Raw genomic sequence first — 16,774 nt, 5'->3', positions numbered from 1 at the left:
GCAGGCGGATGAGGGGCGTGCGCTTTCCTAGTCAGCCCTGAAGCGCTGCGCCCAGCAGAACGAGCCCGAGCACCAGCACCATCACCGCGCCGGCGATTTCGATACCGCTGGAAACGCGTGCTGCGGCAGAAGTGCTCGATGCGTAACGCACGGCAAAACCCTTGGCGGTGACGGCCATGGTAGCGAGGATCGAAACGGTGATCGCCGTGCCGATCGACATGGCAAAGACCGAGAGAACGCCGCCGAGATAAAGCCCGTTCAAGAGCGCGAAGGAGAGTACGATCAGTGCCCCGGAGCAGGGACGCAGGCCGACGGCGACAATCGCCGACCAGGCCTCGCTGAGCGCAAAACGATCGCCCTTGAGCATTGCCGGGTCGGGCGCATGCGCATGGCCGCAGGTCGCGCAGACCTCGCCGGGAGCATGCGCATGATGATGGTGGTGATCGCCATGGTCATGGTCATGGTCGCCATGGACGTGGTCGTGCCCGGTACGCGAGGCGCCGGTGGAGGCAAGGGAGGGCCGCGCCATCGAGCGCAGCTTGCGAAAGACCAGCCAGCCTCCGAAAGCTGCGATCAGCGCGTAGCTTGCGACTTCCAGTGAATGCGTCGCGTCCGTCATGCTGATCGACGAGCCGCGCAACAGGAGATAGACGGCGCCAATCAGCAGGATCGCCACCACTCCTTGCAGCATCGACGATAAAAAGGAGAGAAGGACGCCGCGGCGAAGTTCCGTCTCGTTGGCGATCATGTAGGAGGAGATGACGGCTTTGCCGTGCCCCGGGCCCGCCGCGTGGAAAACGCCGTAAGCGAAGGAGAGGCCGATCAGCGACCAGAGCTGCCACGGGTTCTCGCGCATGCCCTTGAGCGTGCCTGTGAGCAGCCGGTAGAAGCTCTGCTGCTCCATGTTCACCCAGGCAAAGAAACCGCCGAGGAAGCCAGTCGTCTGGACCGACGGTTCGGCGGTGCCGATGCCGAGCGGCGACTGGGCTGCAGCTGCCGTCGCTGAAAGGGCCGCGAGCAAGAGCGCAGCCGCCAGCGGTCCGCCAATCCTGCGTGGCTTTAGCATTTGATCTCGATCCTGGTTGCAAAGAGCTTCGACATGTCGGTGCCGGTCGGGTCGTTCCAGAAGGCGTCGGTCAGCGTGTCCTTGTTTTCGGCGAGCACCTCGTCCGGATCGGGCCGCACCACCTGATGCTCGCAGGCCTCGATCTTGTCGCCGACGACCGTCAGATCATCATCGGTCGGGAAGTCCATCGCCGTGTACATCGTCGGGTCGTAGACGCCGAAGGAGAGCTTGCCCTTGAGAGGCAGCGCTTCCGCCGGCTTGACCGCGAACATCATCAGGAGCTGGTTGTCCTTGTAGTCGACATTGATGCTCTCGGGCTTCGTCACCTTTACCGATTTTCCGTTGTCGAGGATCGTCGTGTAATAATTGTATTCCGACAGGGATTCGAGAACCGTCTGGCCGACCTCCTTGAGTTCGTCCGGATCGAGGGTCGCATTGGAATTCTTGTCGAAGTCGAGCACGACGCTCGCGGAGAACAGTTCATCGAAGCGCCAGACGTTGCGCAATTCGCCGATCTCGCCCTTGTCGTCAGAAACGATCTCCAGCCGTGCTTCGGCGAAAATGTGCGGATGGGCGACAGCCAGGGCGGGCGCAACGAGCGTCGCGAGGCCGGCCATGACGAGGCGTTGCATTTTCATGGGAGTGGAAATCCTTCTTGGTCCGAGCCGGACGAATCGTCTTCCGAATGTACTGCAAATGGGACGGAATTGGGACTTGGCGATGCAGCGCCTTAGCCCGGTATGGTCATCGCGAGCGGAACCAGCCGTGGAGGAAATCGACGAAGGTGCGCACCTTGGCCGGTAGGTAGCGGCGATGCGGATAGATCGCATAGATGCCGCGGTCCTTCGGCAGGAAGTCATCGAACAACGTCACCAGCTCACCGGAGAGGATCTTCGGCCGGGCGATGAAATCCGGAATGGGCGCAATTCCGATGCCGGTGACGGCGGCGCGCGCGGAGGCAAGCGGGCTGTTGACTTCGATCGGTCCGTTCACCGGGACGGTGAAGGTCGAACCGTCCGGCTCGACGAAGCGCCAGTTCGAATAGGACCGGCCGTTGGTATCGAGAATGCACGGGATCTTCGAGAGTTCGCTCGGATGTTTGAGTGGGCCGACCTTCGCCACGAAGTCCGGCGAGGCGCAGAGCAGCACCTGGAAGTCGTCGAGTTTGCGGGCGATCAGTGTCGAATCCTCAAGTCGGGTAATGCGGACCGCCACATCGAAGCCTTCTTCCACGAGGTCGATGAAGCGATCGTCCGATACGATTTCGAGCGACAATTCAGGATGCTGTTTGCCGAAGTCGATCAGCGACTGGCCGATTTCCGCATCCACGAATGTCCGCGGCACGGTGATCCGCAGCCGACCGCGCAGATCGGAATTGTTGGCGCGCACGAGATCGGCGAGGTTGTCGATTTCCTTCAGGATCTCGGAGGCCGTTCGGTAATAGGTGTGGCCGGCCTCGGTCAGCGAGAATTGCCGAGTTGTGCGGTTCAGCAAGAGGGCGCCGAGCTCGTCTTCCAGTTCACGCACATATTTCGACAGAAGCGCCTTGGATTTCCCGACGCGCCGGGCGGCTGCGGAAAAGCCTTCCGCGTCCACGACGTCAATGAAGGCACGGATTCGGGTCAAGGTGTCCATGGCTGACTTTCTTTCGTCTCATATTCGCAGGGTTGATTCGCCCGCAATCTCTTGCTTCCCGGAGGACATGCGTGTCGCCGCGCCGCCTGTGCTCGACCTCGCGCCGGTTGTGTCAGCGCCCTTGCTTCGCATATCCGAGGAAGTTCTCTTGATTCCAAAAGCTTAGCGCGGGCGGTCCGGCAGGTTCGATTGTTCAGTGAATGTGAACACCGACAGTGTCGCCGGGTTCGGAAAAAATTCAACTGCGGAACGCAAAAAACTCTTGATTACGACAAGGTTTTTTCTTACCTACGCCCTTGCCCAAAGTCGCACGTGCCTGTGGGTGTCCGCCGACCCTCGATTAGGTGAGGTTATCGGTAAGGTACCTGGAACTAACCCCTCCAGTCGCTATTCCGGCCAACCGGGAAATGCGAGGACATCTTGAAGCAACGACGGTGCGGGCCTTTCTGGTGTCTGCCGGCTTTCCAACAGCCGGGGTTACTGAAGAGGCACACCTTCATTGCCGGAAGTGCGGTTGGGATATTCCCTCCAATCCATGGCAGACAAAGCCGAATCCTAGCCTTTGCGGGCTTCGATTCACCGTTTCGCGCATCGAGCGCATGCATGGTTCCGGGGTCTCCACCGGCTGGTACCAGTGCAAGCGCGCGTATGCCCTTTGTCCTCCACAGTTGTGGAGTCTAATGGATCAGGGGAATATGGCTATGACCACCGCACGCATCATCGACTTCCTGAACACCCGACGACCGGAAGGCCCGTGCCTTGTCGTCGATCTCGACGTCGTGCGCGACAATTTCAAGGCCTTCCGCCACGCGCTGCCCGACAGCTCGATCTATTATGCCGTCAAGGCCAACCCGGCGCCGGAAATCCTGCGCCTTCTCGCCGGGCTCGGCTCCAACTTCGATTGCGCGTCCGTCGCCGAAATCGAAATGGCGCTCGACGCCGGTGCGACCGCTCAACGCATTTCTTATGGCAACACCATCAAGAAGGAGCGCGATATTGCCCGCGCTTATGCGCTGGGCGTGTCCCTTTTCGCAGTCGACAGCCATGAGGAAGTCGAGAAGGTCGCACGTGCCGCTCCCGGCGCCCGCGTCTTCTGCCGCGTGCTGACTGACGGCGAAGGTGCGGAATGGCCGCTGTCGCGCAAGTTCGGCTGCGTGCCGCAGATGGCCGTCGACGTGCTCGTCTACGCCCATCAGCTCGGCCTCGTCTCCTACGGCGTGTCGTTCCACGTCGGCTCGCAGATGACGAAGCTCGACGCCTGGGATTCGGCGCTTGCCGACGCCAAGCGCGTGTTCGTGCAACTCGCCAAGCAGGGCATCGAGCTCAAGATGGTCAACATGGGCGGCGGTTTCCCGACGAAGTACCTCAAGGACGTGCCGTCGGCCGAAGCCTATGGCCAGGCGATCTTCGGTGCGCTGAAGAAGCACTTTGGCAATAAGCTCCCGGAGACGATCATCGAGCCGGGCCGCGGCATGGTCGGCAATGCGGGTGTGATCAAGGCGGAAGTCGTGCTTGTTTCGAAGAAGTCGGACAACGACAACCACCGCTGGGTCTTTCTCGACATCGGCAAGTTCGGCGGTCTCGCCGAGACGATGGACGAGGCGATCCGCTATCCGATCCGCACGGCACGCGACGCCGACGCGATGGAGCCCTGCGTGCTCGCCGGCCCGACCTGCGACTCCGCCGACGTGCTCTATGAGAAGAACATGTATCCGCTGCCGATCTCGCTGACGATCGGCGACGAGGTTCTGATCGAAGGCACGGGCGCCTACACGACGACCTACTCGGCCGTCGCCTTTAACGGCTTCGAGCCGCTGAAGGCCTATGTGATCTGATCCTGCCTGCTCCCGCCACGAAGCGGGAGCGGCAATTTCACAATTCTTATCCGATCCGCCTGAAGCGGTTTTGATGACGGGAGGCCCCGATGGCCGCTGTTGTTGATGCCATGCGCGCGTTCTTCGCGCCGTCCACCTTTGTGATCGACTCCGAAAACCCGGGCGACGTCGTTGCGCGCGAAAGCCTGCTCGACCGCGCCATGGGGCCGGATCGTCGCCGGAAGTCTTCGGAAAAGCTGCGGCGCGGCCGCATACCGGCCGAGAGGCTTGCCCTTGTCGCGCGCGCCGAGGACGGCCACGTGATCGGCACGGTGCGCCTCTGGAATGTAGAGGCGGGCGTCGACCGGGAAGGCCATGGCGTGCCGGCGCTTCTTCTCGGCCCGCTTGCCGTCGATCCGGCACATGAGGGCCGGGGCATCGGCGGCATGCTGATGCGCGCGGCGATCCAGGAGGCCAAGAACCGCGGCCACGGGGCGATCCTGCTCGTCGGCGATGCGGCCTATTACGAACGGTTCGGCTTCTTCGCCGAGCGGGCGCAGCATCTCGTGATGCCGGGACCGTTCGAGCGCAACCGTTTCCTGGCGCTCGAGCTCAAGGACGGTTGGCTCGATGGCGCTGCCGGAATCCTGGTGGCGAGCGGCCGCAAGCTCGCCCTGCCGCCGCTCAAGCGCGCCGCCTGACTTCGCCGCCTCCAACCCTGCGGAGGCGGATAATGCACAGCGCTCCTGCGCCGGAATGGCGCGGGGGCGCTGTAATGTTTTGAGGGGGCGCTGCTTCCGGCGGCCGTGGTTTCACGTCTCTGACGCAGATGGTTTCCTGGCATCGTAGCAGACGAAAGCAACCTTGTTGTCGTCCGGATCACGGACGTAGGCTGCGTAAAAACCATCGCCATATTGCGGGCGAAAACCGGGTTTTCCCTCCTCCCGGCCACCGTGCTCGATGGCGATCTCGAACATCCGGTCGATCACGTCTGCGCTTTCGACGAGAAAGGCCGTCATTATTCCGTTTCCGACCGAGGCGCCGTTGCCGTCGAAAGGGTAACCCGTGAAGAAGCGCGGAGCCTGTCGTCATCCCTCCGCCCCCAGGAAGCAACCTGTTCGTCGCAATAGCAGCGCTCCTGACCGATCAGGGCCATCAACGGGTCGTAAAATCGCTCGGCCCGCTTAAGATCCCTTGTTCCGACCATCGTGTATCCGATCATGTGTCGTCCCTCGTTGCCGCGGATCAGCTCGCGGCGCGTCGGTAGAATGCCAGCGATCCCGCAAGCGCCAGGAGGGCGCCTCCGCACACACGATCGAGCCAGATGGCGCCGGAGCGTTTCAGGAAACGAACCGCTTGGGAGCCGATCAGCGCATAACCGAACATCACCGCGAAATCGATCGAAGCGAAGACGACGGCGAGAACGGCGTATTGCGGCGCTTGCGGCAGGGCAGGCTCGATGAACTGCGGCAGGAAGGCCGAGAAAAACAGATAGCCCTTGGGGTTGGTGACCGCGACAAGGAAACTCTTGAGGAAGATCGTGCGTGTCGTGGCGATGCCGCCTGGGCTCTCGCGGTCGGTAGCAATTTCCAGCGTGCCGTGGGAGCGCAGCAGCATGATGCCGAGGAAAGCGAGGTAGGCGGCACCGAGCCATTTGACGACCGTGAACCAGAATTCGGACGCGGCCAGCAGCGCGCCGAGACCGAGCGCCACCGCGCCGATCAGCACGAAATCCGACAGGACGGCGCCGATCATGCCCGCCGTCGCGCGTCTCACGCCATGGCGCGATCCGTTGGTGAGCGCGAGGAGCACGGTTGGTCCGGGTGTCGCGATGCCGATAAATGCAACGAGCGCGAATGCAAGAATTGTGACTTCACTCATGGTGTCCTCCCTCCGCGATGCAAGTCCTCTCACAGCTTTGACGTGCGCGCAAGCATCGGTGAGATCGTGGCCATCGTTGACGCACACCCGTTTGACAGCCTCTCCGCCTTCCCCTATGGAGGCGGCGGGCGAGGGCCCCAGCCGTCCGCGAGCTTGAAGCTTTGGTGAAGTCCCTCTTTTCGACACGGTCACGCCGAAACGGCATGCGAACCGATGGCAATGCGGGCACCCATCCCGAAATGCATGCCGCAACAGGAGACCCTGTCATGACGCATGGAAAACCGACGTTTCCAGCAATCGATGCGCTAAAGGACCAGGCAAGGCGCCTGCGGTCCCGGCTCGCGTCCGAGGGCGAGGCGATCAGCCACTCCAGATCGCTCGAACTCGTCGCCGCCCAATACGGCTATCGCGACTGGAATACACTTCACGCCGCTGCCGGCAACCGCCCGCCGTTCAATCCGTGGATGCTGGGGTCGCGGGTGAAGGGCCATTATCTCGGCCAGGCCTTCGAAGCGGAAATCCTCTCGGTTCAGGCGATAAGTGCTGAGCCGGGGCGCTATCGCCTGACGTTCAAGTTCGATGAGCCGGTCGACGTCGTCACGTTCGAAAGCTTCTCGGCTTTCCGCCAGAGGGTGACGGCGACGATAGACGAAAACGGGCGGACGGTCGAAAAGACCTCGAACGGGCGGCCGCATCTGGAACTCGAGTGGTGAGTTTTGGCGAATTGAGGTGGACTCGGCCCCTCATCCGCCTGCCGGCACCTTCTCCCCGCCCGCGGGGAGAAGGGACTCGTGGTGCGATCTTCGCTGGTCAAGGTGGGCGGCGTCCCCTCGCCCCGCTTGCGGGGAGGGGGCTAGGTTGAGGGGCTTTCAGCCTGCACTGCGAAACAGGCTACCCGGCAAGGTCCACGACGCCGCAGTCTCCGACCGCCGAACCGAAGGCGAGCTGGCGGCCGTTCTTGCTCCACGCCATGGCGGTGATTGCACCTTTGCCGGGTCGGCGTAGCAGCACTTCCTTGCTGTCGGCGAAGCGGGCAGCGAGGATCATGCCGTCCTCGTAGCCGATGGCGACGACGTCCTCGGCCGGATGGCAGCTGACCGCCGTCACCATGATGTTGGCGCGGGTGCCGAGTTCGAGCGGCGCCTTGCCCATCGGTCCGTCCTTGCCCTGGAACGGCCAGACGATCGCGGCTGGCGCGCCGGAAGAGGCAAGCCACTTGCCCTTGGCGGACCAGGACAGCGACTTCACCTTGGCCGGATAGCCGGTCATGCGCATGTGGCGCGCTTCGGCCCCCGCCTTGGCGTCGAGCTTCCAGCCGTGCAACGCATTTTCCTGCATGGTCGTGACGACGAAACGGCCATCGGGAGAGAATGTGACGCCGGTATGGGCGCCCTTCCATTCGAGATCGGCCGGCTGGCCGGCGATCGCCACCCAATGCATGGACACACCGTTGTAGCGGGCGACGGCGATGCGCAGGCCTTTCGGTGCAAAGGCAATGCCCTCGACCGTGCGCTCCTCGGGAAAATCCTTTGTCGTGCCGTCGGCCAGGCGAACATGCGTCGTCTTGCCATAGGCGTAGGCGACGGCGCCCTGGGGCCCGGCCGCGACCTGCGATATCCATTTGCGTGGCGCTTCGGCAACGAGGCTTGTCGTGCCGTCGGCGAAGATGCGCATGACCTTGCCGTCCTCGCCGCCGGTCAGAAGGCTGTCGTTCGCTTCGTCACGGTCGAGCGAGAGCAGGCCGTCATGGGCTTCAATGGTCCTGTGACCATGGTCGAGGCGATGGATGGTGCCGGAGGCTTCGGCGAAGAAGGGTGTGTCCTTGAGGAAGACCACGCCGACGACGTGGCCTTCGAGATCGAGCGGAGCGACTGTCGGCATCAGTTGGTCAGGCTCTCTTGTTTATTCGGGCTCATGCCTGGACCTCGCAGGCCTTGAAGGTGCGCTCGAGCTTCTCGCGGTCGAGATCGCGGCCGATGAAGACGAGCCGGCTCTCGCGCTTTTCGCCGTCCTTCCAGGCACGCTGGTGGTCGCCCTCGATGATCATGTGCACGCCCTGGACCACATAGCGTTCGGCATCGCCGGCAAAAGCGATGATGCCCTTTAGCCGCAAGATATTCGGACCGTCTGTCTGAGTGATCTTCTGAATCCACGGAAAGAAGCGGTCGGGGTTCATTTCGCCGCCGCGCAGCGAGATCGACTGCACCGTCACGTCGTGGATCGGCGAGGGGCCATGATCGTGGTGATGATGGTGATGGTCATGATGATCGTGATCGTGGTGATCATGATCATGATGGTGGTGGTCGTGATTGCAATCGGGGCCGCAGACGTGATCGTCATGCTCATCCTGATCGAGGAAATGCGGATCGTTTTCGAGCGCCTTTTCGAGATTGAATGCACCCTGGTCGAGCACCTTCGTCAGGTCGATCTCGGAGCGCTGCGTGCGATATATGCGAGCGGACGGATTGATGACGCGAACCGTCGCCTCGATCCGCTCCAGCTCTTCCGGTGTCACCAGATCGGTCTTGTTCAAGAGAACGACATCGGCGAAGGCGATCTGGTCCTCGGCCTCGCGGCTGTCCTTGAGACGCAGCGGCAGGTGCTTGGCATCGACCAGTGCGACGACCGCGTCGAGTTCGGTCTTGGCGCGCACGTCGTCATCCATGAAGAAGGTCTGCGCGACCGGTACAGGATCGGCAAGGCCGGTGGTCTCGACGATGATCGCATCGAAGCGGCCCGGACGGCGCATCAGCCCCTCGACGACACGGATCAGGTCGCCGCGGACCGTGCAGCAGACGCAGCCGTTGTTCATCTCGTAGATTTCCTCGTCCGACTCGACGATCAGGTCGTTGTCGATGCCGATTTCGCCGAACTCGTTGACGATAACCGCGTATTTGCGACCGTGGTTCTCGCTGAGAATGCGGTTGAGGAGCGTCGTCTTGCCGGCGCCGAGATAGCCCGTGAGCACGGTGACGGGGATCGGCTTCTGCGTGGATGTTTCGGTCATGGGAGCCTCGAGGATTGGCGATGCGCCGCGGGCATCAATGTCGCGTCCTCATATAGGAGATGACGGGACAATGCGCAAATAGTGGCGAGCGATTTCGTCGTGCGCTCGCCTCTCGTCCTTCGCTCGAAATGCTATCGTCACCACGCCCGGGTCGCCGGAGCCCGAGGACCGGCTTTCCGAGTTGCAAGCGGAGCTCGTCGAGCGCCAGAAGGCCGCGTACGGCACCGCCGATGAAGCCCGGCGTCACGAGGAGGTTCTCCGGACGTGTCGTGTCTGCCCGCGGCGACCATAGCTCCTAGGCAAGTTCGTCGACGTCGAAAGCCTTCACGTCCTCGAGCAGTTCGATGACGCCTTTCACCGCGTGGGCCAGGAGGACATCACCACGCGCGGCAGTCGCCGCGCCGGCGTTGCCGGCGACGCCCTCGCGGTTAAGGTCGGACATCTTCCAACCGAACGCATGCGGACCGTAGGCGCGCAAATGCTTGAAGCGGGCGGTGAAGTCGCTCTGGCGGGAGGGAAACTGGGTGGCCCGCGTCATGTCCACCCTGTCCGGATGGAGCGCCAGCATGACCGAGGTCTCGATGTCGCCGCCATGAATGTCGAGCGCCTTGTCCTCGGTGCTGATCCAGCCTTCCGGCTGCCCGAGACGAGTCCAACTCGTCGCCACTGCGAGCATATTGAAGCGCACCCGCGCCTCGGTCGCAACGATCGTCATCAGCGGCGAGTTGCCGCCGTGGGCGTTCAGCATTACGAATTTGCGGATGCCGAGACGGTGGAGCTTTTCGGCGATCCCGAGCCAGCGGCCGATCGCCTCGTCATAGGCGAGCGTGCGCGTGCCGGGCGCATCCATGTGTTCTACCGAATAACCGACGGGCTCGACCGGGAGGAACGTCGCCGGCAGGTCCTCGGGGAGCGCCGCGATAACGCGCCGAACGATGCCCTCGGCGATCAGCCGATCTGTTTCGAAGGGAAGATGCGGCCCATGCTGCTCGTGCGCGCCGAGCGGCAGCACTGCGATCCATTCCTTCCGCTCGGAAGGTGCGAGGTCTGCGGGGTTATCGTTCCAGTGGGCCTCGGGCATCGACATTTCTCTTCGGTTCTCCCTCCCGATTGTCGTAAAATTGTTATTTGAGTCATACAGTTCGTAATCACAAGCTGTATTGCTATAAAGGTAAGTGTACGGGATTCGGCGGGAGGTCCAATGGGCAAGAAGAGCAAGGCCGAAAAGAAAGGCAAGAACGGCAAGAAGAAAGACGAGCTTGCCGTCGAGCCGCACGACCTTGCTTCAGTTCTTGTACAGGCGGCGCGCTCGATGCGCACCGTACTTTCCCGCAATCTGCATGAAAGCGGCCTTTATGCGGGGCAGGACGGCGTGATGCTCGCACTGGCCGAGAACGACGGCCTGACGGCAGGCGCTCTTGCTGCGAAGCTTGGCGTCAAGGCGCCGACGATGACACGCACAATCGGCCGCATGGAGGCGCAAGGCTTCCTCGAACGACGCCCGGACGAAGAGGACGCACGCCTGACCAAGGTCTACCTGACCGCGCCAGGGCGTGAGCGGCTGCAGACAATTGCGGAGGCCGGACAGCATTCCGAAAAGCTCGCCACACGGGGCCTGACCGACAAGCAGGTGCGTACCCTCCTCAAACTGTTGCGCGTGGTCGACAGCAATCTGCAGGCGGCAAGGGCGCCCGATTGATCCGTGCCCATGCGGTGACACTTCCCGATTGCGGCGGCGATTTAAACAGTTTAAAGAGGATTTAAAACGGGCTGACGACATCGGTTGAAACTGGGGGGCATAGTGGCGCAAAAGGTCAAGCTTTCGACAATCGCGGAAACACTCGGCCTTTCAACGGCGACAGTATCCCTGGCATTGCGTGACAGCCCGCTGGTGGCGACCGTTACGCGCGACAAGATCAAGGAGCAGGCACGGGCGCTCGGCTATATATACAATCGCCGCGCCGCCAGCTTGAGGACCTCGCGTTCGGGGATCATCGGTGTCGTCGTGCACGACATCATGAACCCGTTCTACGGTGAAATCCTCAAGGCGATCGAGGCGGAACTCGATCGCGACAAGCAGACCTTCATCCTCTCCAATCATTACGATTCCGTCGAGAAGCAGCGCGACTTTATCGAGACGCTGCTGCAGCTTGGCGGTGACGGCGTCATCATGTCGCCGGCGATCGGCACGCCACCTGAAGATATCCAGCTTGCCGAGGACAACGGCATGCCGGCGATCCTGATCGCCAGGTCGATCGAAGGGCTCGACGTCCCGATCTTCCGCGGCGACGACGCCTATGGCATTTCGCTCGCGACCAATCACCTCATCGGGCTCGGCCATCGCTGCATCGCAATGGTCGGCGGCACCGACCAGACCTCGACCGGCCGCGATCGTTATCAGGGCTATGTGAACGCGCTGCGCAAGGCGAATATCGACGTCGATCCCGACTTACGCATTCCCGGTCCTCGCTCCAAGCAGGGCGGCTTCGAGGCGGCGGTGCATCTTTTGTCGCTGCCGCAAAAACCGACGGCGGTCGTGTGCTGGAACGACCTGGTGGCGATCGGCATGATGAACGGCATCGCCCGCGCGGGGCTCGTGCCGGGCGTCGATATTTCGGTTACCGGCTATGACGATCTCGAGGAAGCTTCGATTGCGACTCCGGCGCTGACGACGGTCTGGAACGGTCAGGCCGATGTCGGCCGCAGTGCGGCGCGGGCGCTTCTCGACAAGCTCTCCGGCAGCCACGAGCCGGACGGCATCCACCTGATAAAGCCGGAAATGCGCATTCGCCAGTCGACCGGTCCGCTCCGCGTCACCGCCTGAAAAGGTTCCCTAAAGGAGCATCGATGTCCGAGAGCCGTCCCAGAATTCTCGTGCCTGGCAAGATCAACCAGCGCATTCTCGGCCGGCTCCCGGAAATGTTCGAGATAATGCGCATCGAACGAGCCGATGCGGAGCTTGTGACGCCGGACATGGCGGATGTCGTCGGGATAGCGGTCTCCGGCCGCCTGCCGGTGGACCTCATGGATGCATTTCCTCATCTCGAAATCGTTGCCAATTTCGGCGTTGGCTATGACGGCGTCGATGTTACCCGCGCGGCGGCGCGAGGAATTGTCGTCACAAACACGCCGGATGTCCTGACCGAGGAAGTCGCCGATACCGCGATCGGCCTGCTCATCAACACGCTGCGGCTCTTGCCGCAGGCAGAGCAATGGCTGCGGCAGGGCCGTTGGATCCGGGAAGGGGCCTTTCCGCTTTCCCCGCTCTCGCTCCGGGGGCGCAAAGTCGGGCTCTTCGGCCTGGGGCGGATCGGCCTTGCGATCGCAAGGAGGCTCGAAGCCTTCGGCGTTTCGATCGCCTACCACACGCGCACGCCGCGCGAGGGGCTAGCCTTTGCATATCATTCGAGCCTCAAGGGTCTCGCCGAAGCCGTCGACACGCTGATCGTGATCGTACCGGGCACGTCGAGCACACTGAAGGCCGTCAACGCCGATGTTCTGGCGGCGCTCGGACCGCAGGGCGTGCTGATCAATGTCGGCCGCGGCTCGACCGTGGACGAGGCCGCGCTGGTTGCGGCCCTCCAGAACGGTATCATCGCGGGAGCGGGGCTCGATGTCTTTGAAAATGAGCCACATGTGCCGGAGGCCCTGCTGGCTTTTCCGAACGTGTCGCTTCTGCCGCATGTGGCATCCGCGTCTGTGGTGACCCGCAATGCGATGTCCGATCTGGTCGTCGACAATTTGAAGGCGTGGTTTTCGACCGGAGAGGCTCTCACGCCGGTCGTTGAAACGCCGTTCCGGCGCAAAGGCTGACAGAAGGCGAGATCAGGCCTTCGCCTCTCTATAGCCACGCACCGCATCACCAAAGGCCTTGAAAAGCGAGGCCGAAGGCGCATCGGTTTTCACCCAGTATTCCGGATGCCATTGCACGCCGACGGCGAAGGCCTTGGCGCCGATGACCGACACCGCCTCTATCGTGCCGTCGTCGGCAACCGCTTCGATCGCGAGGCGCGGCGCGGTCGCCGCGATCGCTTGCCGGTGCAGGGAATTGACCCTGATGCGGCCTGCGCCGAGAACGGGCGCCAGGCAGCTTCCTTCCTTGACGATCACGTCCTGGCGAATGCCGTAGGCGGCGTCGAGTTCGGGGACATCGGGCTTGCGATGATCCCAGATGCCCGGCTGGTCCTGAATTTCGGTCGCGAGCGTGCCGCCGAGGGCAACGTTGAGCTCCTGAATGCCGCGGCAGATGGCGAGCAGCGGAATGCCGCGATCGAGCGCGCGGCGGATCAGCGGCAGGCTGGTGGCATCGCGACCGGGATCGAACGGACCGTCAGCGTCCGTCGCTTGCCTTCCGTAGAGGGAAGGGTGGACATTGGAGCGTGCGCCGCTGGCGAGAACGCCGTCGACGCGATCGAGGATCTCATCGATGTCATTGCCGGTTTCGAGCGCCGGAATGAGAAATGGTATGACGCCAGAGCCTTCGACCGCCGCCCGCACATATTGATGGGCGGCAACATGCCAGACATTGCCGTCGAATTCGCGAAAGTCGCAAGGGACCGCAACGACAGGTTTCGACATCATCAAACTCCGTTTCCGTTCGAAAAAGCCTTGCAGTCAGATACTGGTTAAAGTCAACTATGGAGAATCGTTGCCGATGATCCGCGGCCGGCGACCCGGTTCGTCCGGCGCCTCCGGAGATGAGCGTGGCAGGAATTTAGGGCATTTCTTCAAGGTCGGGTAACCATTTCATCCGGAAAAAAGCAGCGGCGCCTCGGCCAGTCGAAGAAGTGTGCAAGTCGCAGTCCGAATTTCTGACGCAGAAATACTATGCTTGGTTGTGAAAGCAGGCCTTATTTCGAGACTTTTACAATACTGGGTTGAATCGGTGCATCTACCCCAATGCCGTTTTGCAGGCTATCCTGCAATTTGGCAGGTCTTTCGGGAAGTTAGGCGAAATCTTTCGTTAAGTCCTCGACCCTAACAATCCGGCAAACCCGGAGCTTGGTTCATGATGCCCAATGAACGGGGCGCTCTTCCGACAGATGTCTACCTGTCGTCTGTGAGTTCGCTCTATGAACATCGCCGGACGCTGGTGATCGGCATGCTGTCGCATGTCGTGACCTTCCTGCTTGTCTTTCTCAAGACCTCCGATCCTCTCTATCTGACCTGCGCCGCGACTATTGTCGTCGTTTGGGCGCTGCGCAACCTCGACATGGCCCGGTTCGACCGGCAGGACTTTTCCGGCGCTGACAACGCGACCGTCAGAAAATGGGAGAACCGGTACATCGTCGGCGGCGTGAGCGTGACGCTGACCTGCGGCATTGCCTGCGGATATGCAATCGCCGTCAGTCAGGATTCCTTCTCCGAACTGGCGTGCATTTCGGTGACCCTCGCGTCGATGATCTCGCTTGTGGGCCGGAACTATGGTTCCGAACGGGCGGTCCTCTTGCTGTCGTCGGCGGCCTGCTTGCCGATCGTGGTCGGTCTCTTGACGCTGCAAGACCCCTACATGCTCGTCCTGGCGGTGCTGATATTGCCTTTCATCCTGACCACCTGGACGATGGCGAACAATGTGCGCGCCTTCCTTTACGAGAATGTCCTCGCCGCGCGGGAAATCGCCACAATTGCCGGGCAGTTCGACGCGGCACTCAACAATATGACGCACGGGCTTTTCATGCTCGACGACCACAATCGCATCGTGGTTGCGAATGAACGCGCGTGCGAACTGCTGAGGCTCGGCGACAAGGCCGATCTCAAGGACCGCCTGCTCAGCGAAGTGCTGGAACAGGCCGCCGACCGCATGTCGCTTGGCGCGGACAACAAGGACAAGATCGCGCGGCAGCTCGACTTGCTCATTCAGGGAAAACGGTCCCGAGCGCTGATCTCCACATCACAGGACCTCTCGCTCGAATTTTCGGCGAATCGACGCGAGAACGGCGAGATCGTGTTGATCTTCGAGGATGTGACGGCACGCGTGCAGGCGGAAAAGCAGATCCTGCAGATGGTGCGCTTCGATACGCTGACGGGACTGCCGAGCCGAGACTATTTTGCCGAACTTGCCCACAACGCGATGGTTGCCAATGGCGGGCATCAGCGCGACGTAGGCTTTCTCCTCGTCGATGTGGCGGAATTCAAGCACGTCAACGATACACGAGGGCATATCGTCGGCGACAAGTTGCTTCAGGCAATTGCCGAACGCCTCAAGAGCCTTGCGGGCAACGATGCGATTGCCGCCCGCCTGATGGGCGACGAGTTCGTGGTCTTCTTTCCCAACAAGGCAAATGCCTCCGATCTGGAGGACCGGATCCGGGCGGTGCATGCCGGTATGCGCGGCATTTACGTGGCCGGCGGCTTCACGTTCAACATGACCATGAGCGCCGGCTTCGTCATCGTGGAAAGCGGCGATTTCCGTTTCGAGGAACTGCAGATCAAGGCGGATCTGGCGCTCTCGGAGACCAAGGCAAAGAACAAGGGTGGCTGCACGGCCTTCGAAGGCGAGATGGACGCCCGCTATCTCGACCGGCAGAAGCTCAAGAGCGATCTGCGCGACGCGCTCGTCGCAAATAGCCTGAGCCTGTCCTACCAACCGATGTTCACTCCGGACGGATCGCGGATCGAATGCTGCGAGGCGCTGGCGCGTTGGACGCATCCGGAGCGTGGGCCCGTGCCCCCGAACGTGTTCATCCAGCTTGCCGAAGAGATGGGGGTCGTCACCGACATCACGCGCTATGTTCTGCGCCAGGCATGCAAGGACTGCATGCGCTGGCCGGCGGACGTATCCGTGTCGGTCAACCTTTCGGTCCTCGATCTCAGGGGCGACGAGATCGCTTCAATAGTCACCGAGGCACTGCGGGAAACGGGGCTGGACCCGGCGCGGCTGCACCTCGAAGTGACGGAAAGCTGCCTGATGGATGAGCCGACCAAGGTCCAGGGCATCCTCCGAGACCTGCATGACCGCGGCATAACCATCGCCATCGATGATTTCGGGACGGGCTATTCGAGCCTCAGCTATCTCGATGCGCTGCCTGCGGGCATCATCAAGATCGATCGGTCCTTCGTTCGCAACATTCGTGAAGACGCACGCCGCTTCAAGCTGCTGCGGGGCACCGCCAATCTCGCCCGGGCCCTTGGCCTGAAGACGGTTGTCGAGGGCGTGGAGACCGCGGATCAGCTGCAGCTGATCAATGAGTTCAACTGCGCCGATCTGATACAGGGTTATGTCTTCGCAGCACCGATGCCGGCCTCCGCAATCGACGCCTTGTGCAAGCAAGGTGCACGGAAACGAGCCACGAAGTCGTCCAGGCAACGCATCGCCTGACGCCGTGTCTTAACCCTGGCGCATTCGCTTCAAGAAACGCCGCTCTCCGCAAT

16 protein-coding genes are annotated in these 16,774 nt (G+C 62.0%); 7 read left to right on the top strand and 9 right to left on the bottom strand.

The genetic code is table 11. The features are described 5' to 3' along the window. Positions 1-31 precede the first annotated feature (31 nt). From QN219_RS11465 to QN219_RS11455, 3 genes are all read right to left on the bottom strand, one after another. Positions 32-1,066, bottom strand: coding sequence for a nickel/cobalt transporter (locus QN219_RS11465; RefSeq protein WP_283999782.1), 1,035 nt, complete (start codon positions 1,064-1,066; stop codon positions 32-34). Continuing rightward, the gene (locus tag QN219_RS11460) at positions 1,060-1,704 is read right to left on the bottom strand and encodes a DUF1007 family protein (RefSeq protein WP_283999781.1); all 645 of its coding nucleotides are present in this window, start codon (positions 1,702-1,704) and stop codon (positions 1,060-1,062) included. Before QN219_RS11460 ends, QN219_RS11465 begins: the two co-directional genes overlap by 7 nt. A 106-nt stretch (positions 1,705-1,810) precedes the next feature. After that, on the bottom strand, positions 1,811-2,701 hold the full coding sequence (locus QN219_RS11455) for a LysR family transcriptional regulator (RefSeq protein ID WP_283999780.1): 891 nt from the start codon (positions 2,699-2,701) through the stop codon (positions 1,811-1,813). 695 nt (positions 2,702-3,396) lie between these two features. Here QN219_RS11455 and odc2 point away from each other — a divergent pair. Then, positions 3,397-4,536, top strand: a complete 1,140-nt coding sequence (gene odc2, locus QN219_RS11450; protein ID WP_283999779.1) for an ornithine/lysine decarboxylase — start codon at positions 3,397-3,399, stop codon at positions 4,534-4,536. Between the two features lie 89 nt (positions 4,537-4,625). Beyond that, a complete protein-coding gene (locus tag QN219_RS11445; RefSeq protein WP_283999778.1) occupies positions 4,626-5,216 on the top strand; it encodes an N-acetyltransferase in 591 nt (196 codons plus the stop codon). A gap of 111 nt (positions 5,217-5,327) precedes the next feature. Here the strand turns inward: QN219_RS11445 and QN219_RS11440 are convergent, their stop codons facing one another. Continuing rightward, positions 5,328-5,534, bottom strand: a complete 207-nt coding sequence (locus QN219_RS11440; RefSeq protein ID WP_283999777.1) for a hypothetical protein — start codon at positions 5,532-5,534, stop codon at positions 5,328-5,330. A 226-nt stretch (positions 5,535-5,760) separates the two neighbouring features. Continuing rightward, positions 5,761-6,396 carry a LysE family translocator gene (locus tag QN219_RS11435; protein WP_283999776.1) on the bottom strand — a complete coding sequence of 212 codons (636 nt, stop codon included), beginning with the start codon at positions 6,394-6,396 and terminating at the stop codon, positions 5,761-5,763. 266 nt (positions 6,397-6,662) lie between these two features. Here QN219_RS11435 and QN219_RS11430 point away from each other — a divergent pair, with 266 nt between their 5' ends. Next, positions 6,663-7,109, top strand: coding sequence for a glyoxalase superfamily protein (locus tag QN219_RS11430; protein WP_283999775.1), 447 nt, complete (start codon positions 6,663-6,665; stop codon positions 7,107-7,109). 178 nt (positions 7,110-7,287) lie between these two features. On the opposite strand, the gene QN219_RS11425 is transcribed toward QN219_RS11430, so the two are convergent. From QN219_RS11425 to QN219_RS11415, 3 genes are all read right to left on the bottom strand, one after another. After that, positions 7,288-8,277: a WD40 repeat domain-containing protein gene (locus tag QN219_RS11425; protein WP_283999774.1), complete on the bottom strand. Its 990-nt coding sequence runs from the start codon at positions 8,275-8,277 to the stop codon at positions 7,288-7,290. 31 nt (positions 8,278-8,308) lie between these two features. Then, a complete protein-coding gene (locus tag QN219_RS11420) occupies positions 8,309-9,403 on the bottom strand; it encodes a GTP-binding protein (protein ID WP_283999773.1) in 1,095 nt (364 codons plus the stop codon). Positions 9,404-9,698: 295 nt separating this feature from the next. Further along, positions 9,699-10,490, bottom strand: coding sequence for a creatininase family protein (locus QN219_RS11415; protein ID WP_283999772.1), 792 nt, complete (start codon positions 10,488-10,490; stop codon positions 9,699-9,701). 114 nt (positions 10,491-10,604) lie between these two features. On the opposite strand from QN219_RS11415, the gene QN219_RS11410 reads away from it, so the two are divergent. The 3 genes from QN219_RS11410 to QN219_RS11400 all read left to right on the top strand — a co-directional run bounded on the left by QN219_RS11410 (position 10,605) and on the right by QN219_RS11400 (position 13,216). Beyond that, positions 10,605-11,102, top strand: a complete 498-nt coding sequence (locus tag QN219_RS11410; protein ID WP_283999771.1) for a MarR family transcriptional regulator — start codon at positions 10,605-10,607, stop codon at positions 11,100-11,102. 102 nt (positions 11,103-11,204) lie between these two features. Further along, positions 11,205-12,227, top strand: coding sequence for a LacI family DNA-binding transcriptional regulator (locus QN219_RS11405; RefSeq protein ID WP_173509066.1), 1,023 nt, complete (start codon positions 11,205-11,207; stop codon positions 12,225-12,227). A gap of 23 nt (positions 12,228-12,250) precedes the next feature. Then, the gene (locus QN219_RS11400; RefSeq protein ID WP_283999770.1) at positions 12,251-13,216 is read left to right on the top strand and encodes a 2-hydroxyacid dehydrogenase; all 966 of its coding nucleotides are present in this window, start codon (positions 12,251-12,253) and stop codon (positions 13,214-13,216) included. 12 nt (positions 13,217-13,228) lie between these two features. Here the strand turns inward: QN219_RS11400 and QN219_RS11395 are convergent, their stop codons facing one another. Then, positions 13,229-13,981 (bottom strand): gamma-glutamyl-gamma-aminobutyrate hydrolase family protein, encoded by a 753-nt coding sequence (locus QN219_RS11395; RefSeq protein WP_283999769.1) that lies wholly within the window; start codon positions 13,979-13,981, stop codon positions 13,229-13,231. Between the two features lie 430 nt (positions 13,982-14,411). Here QN219_RS11395 and QN219_RS11390 point away from each other — a divergent pair, with 430 nt between their 5' ends. Then, positions 14,412-16,721 carry a bifunctional diguanylate cyclase/phosphodiesterase gene (locus tag QN219_RS11390; RefSeq protein WP_283999768.1) on the top strand — a complete coding sequence of 770 codons (2,310 nt, stop codon included), beginning with the start codon at positions 14,412-14,414 and terminating at the stop codon, positions 16,719-16,721. Positions 16,722-16,774 lie beyond the last annotated feature (53 nt).

This window comes from Sinorhizobium sp. 8-89 (assembly GCF_030124325.1).
GTDB lineage: Bacteria > Pseudomonadota > Alphaproteobacteria > Rhizobiales > Rhizobiaceae > Sinorhizobium.
This window is presented reverse-complemented; position numbering and strand designations above follow the sequence as displayed.

Coding starts and splice junctions, on each gene's coding strand:
- QN219_RS11465 (WP_283999782.1), bottom strand. CDS start 1,066: ATGCTAAAGCCACGCAGGATTGGCGGACCGCTGGCGGCTGCGCTCTTG.
- QN219_RS11460 (WP_283999781.1), bottom strand. CDS start 1,704: ATGAAAATGCAACGCCTCGTCATGGCCGGCCTCGCGACGCTCGTTGCG.
- QN219_RS11455 (WP_283999780.1), bottom strand. CDS start 2,701: ATGGACACCTTGACCCGAATCCGTGCCTTCATTGACGTCGTGGACGCG.
- odc2 (WP_283999779.1), top strand. CDS start 3,397: ATGGCTATGACCACCGCACGCATCATCGACTTCCTGAACACCCGACGA.
- QN219_RS11445 (WP_283999778.1), top strand. CDS start 4,626: ATGGCCGCTGTTGTTGATGCCATGCGCGCGTTCTTCGCGCCGTCCACC.
- QN219_RS11440 (WP_283999777.1), bottom strand. CDS start 5,534: ATGACGGCCTTTCTCGTCGAAAGCGCAGACGTGATCGACCGGATGTTC.
- QN219_RS11435 (WP_283999776.1), bottom strand. CDS start 6,396: ATGAGTGAAGTCACAATTCTTGCATTCGCGCTCGTTGCATTTATCGGC.
- QN219_RS11430 (WP_283999775.1), top strand. CDS start 6,663: ATGACGCATGGAAAACCGACGTTTCCAGCAATCGATGCGCTAAAGGAC.
- QN219_RS11425 (WP_283999774.1), bottom strand. CDS start 8,277: ATGCCGACAGTCGCTCCGCTCGATCTCGAAGGCCACGTCGTCGGCGTG.
- QN219_RS11420 (WP_283999773.1), bottom strand. CDS start 9,403: ATGACCGAAACATCCACGCAGAAGCCGATCCCCGTCACCGTGCTCACG.
- QN219_RS11415 (WP_283999772.1), bottom strand. CDS start 10,490: ATGTCGATGCCCGAGGCCCACTGGAACGATAACCCCGCAGACCTCGCA.
- QN219_RS11410 (WP_283999771.1), top strand. CDS start 10,605: ATGGGCAAGAAGAGCAAGGCCGAAAAGAAAGGCAAGAACGGCAAGAAG.
- QN219_RS11400 (WP_283999770.1), top strand. CDS start 12,251: ATGTCCGAGAGCCGTCCCAGAATTCTCGTGCCTGGCAAGATCAACCAG.
- QN219_RS11395 (WP_283999769.1), bottom strand. CDS start 13,981: ATGTCGAAACCTGTCGTTGCGGTCCCTTGCGACTTTCGCGAATTCGAC.
- QN219_RS11390 (WP_283999768.1), top strand. CDS start 14,412: ATGATGCCCAATGAACGGGGCGCTCTTCCGACAGATGTCTACCTGTCG.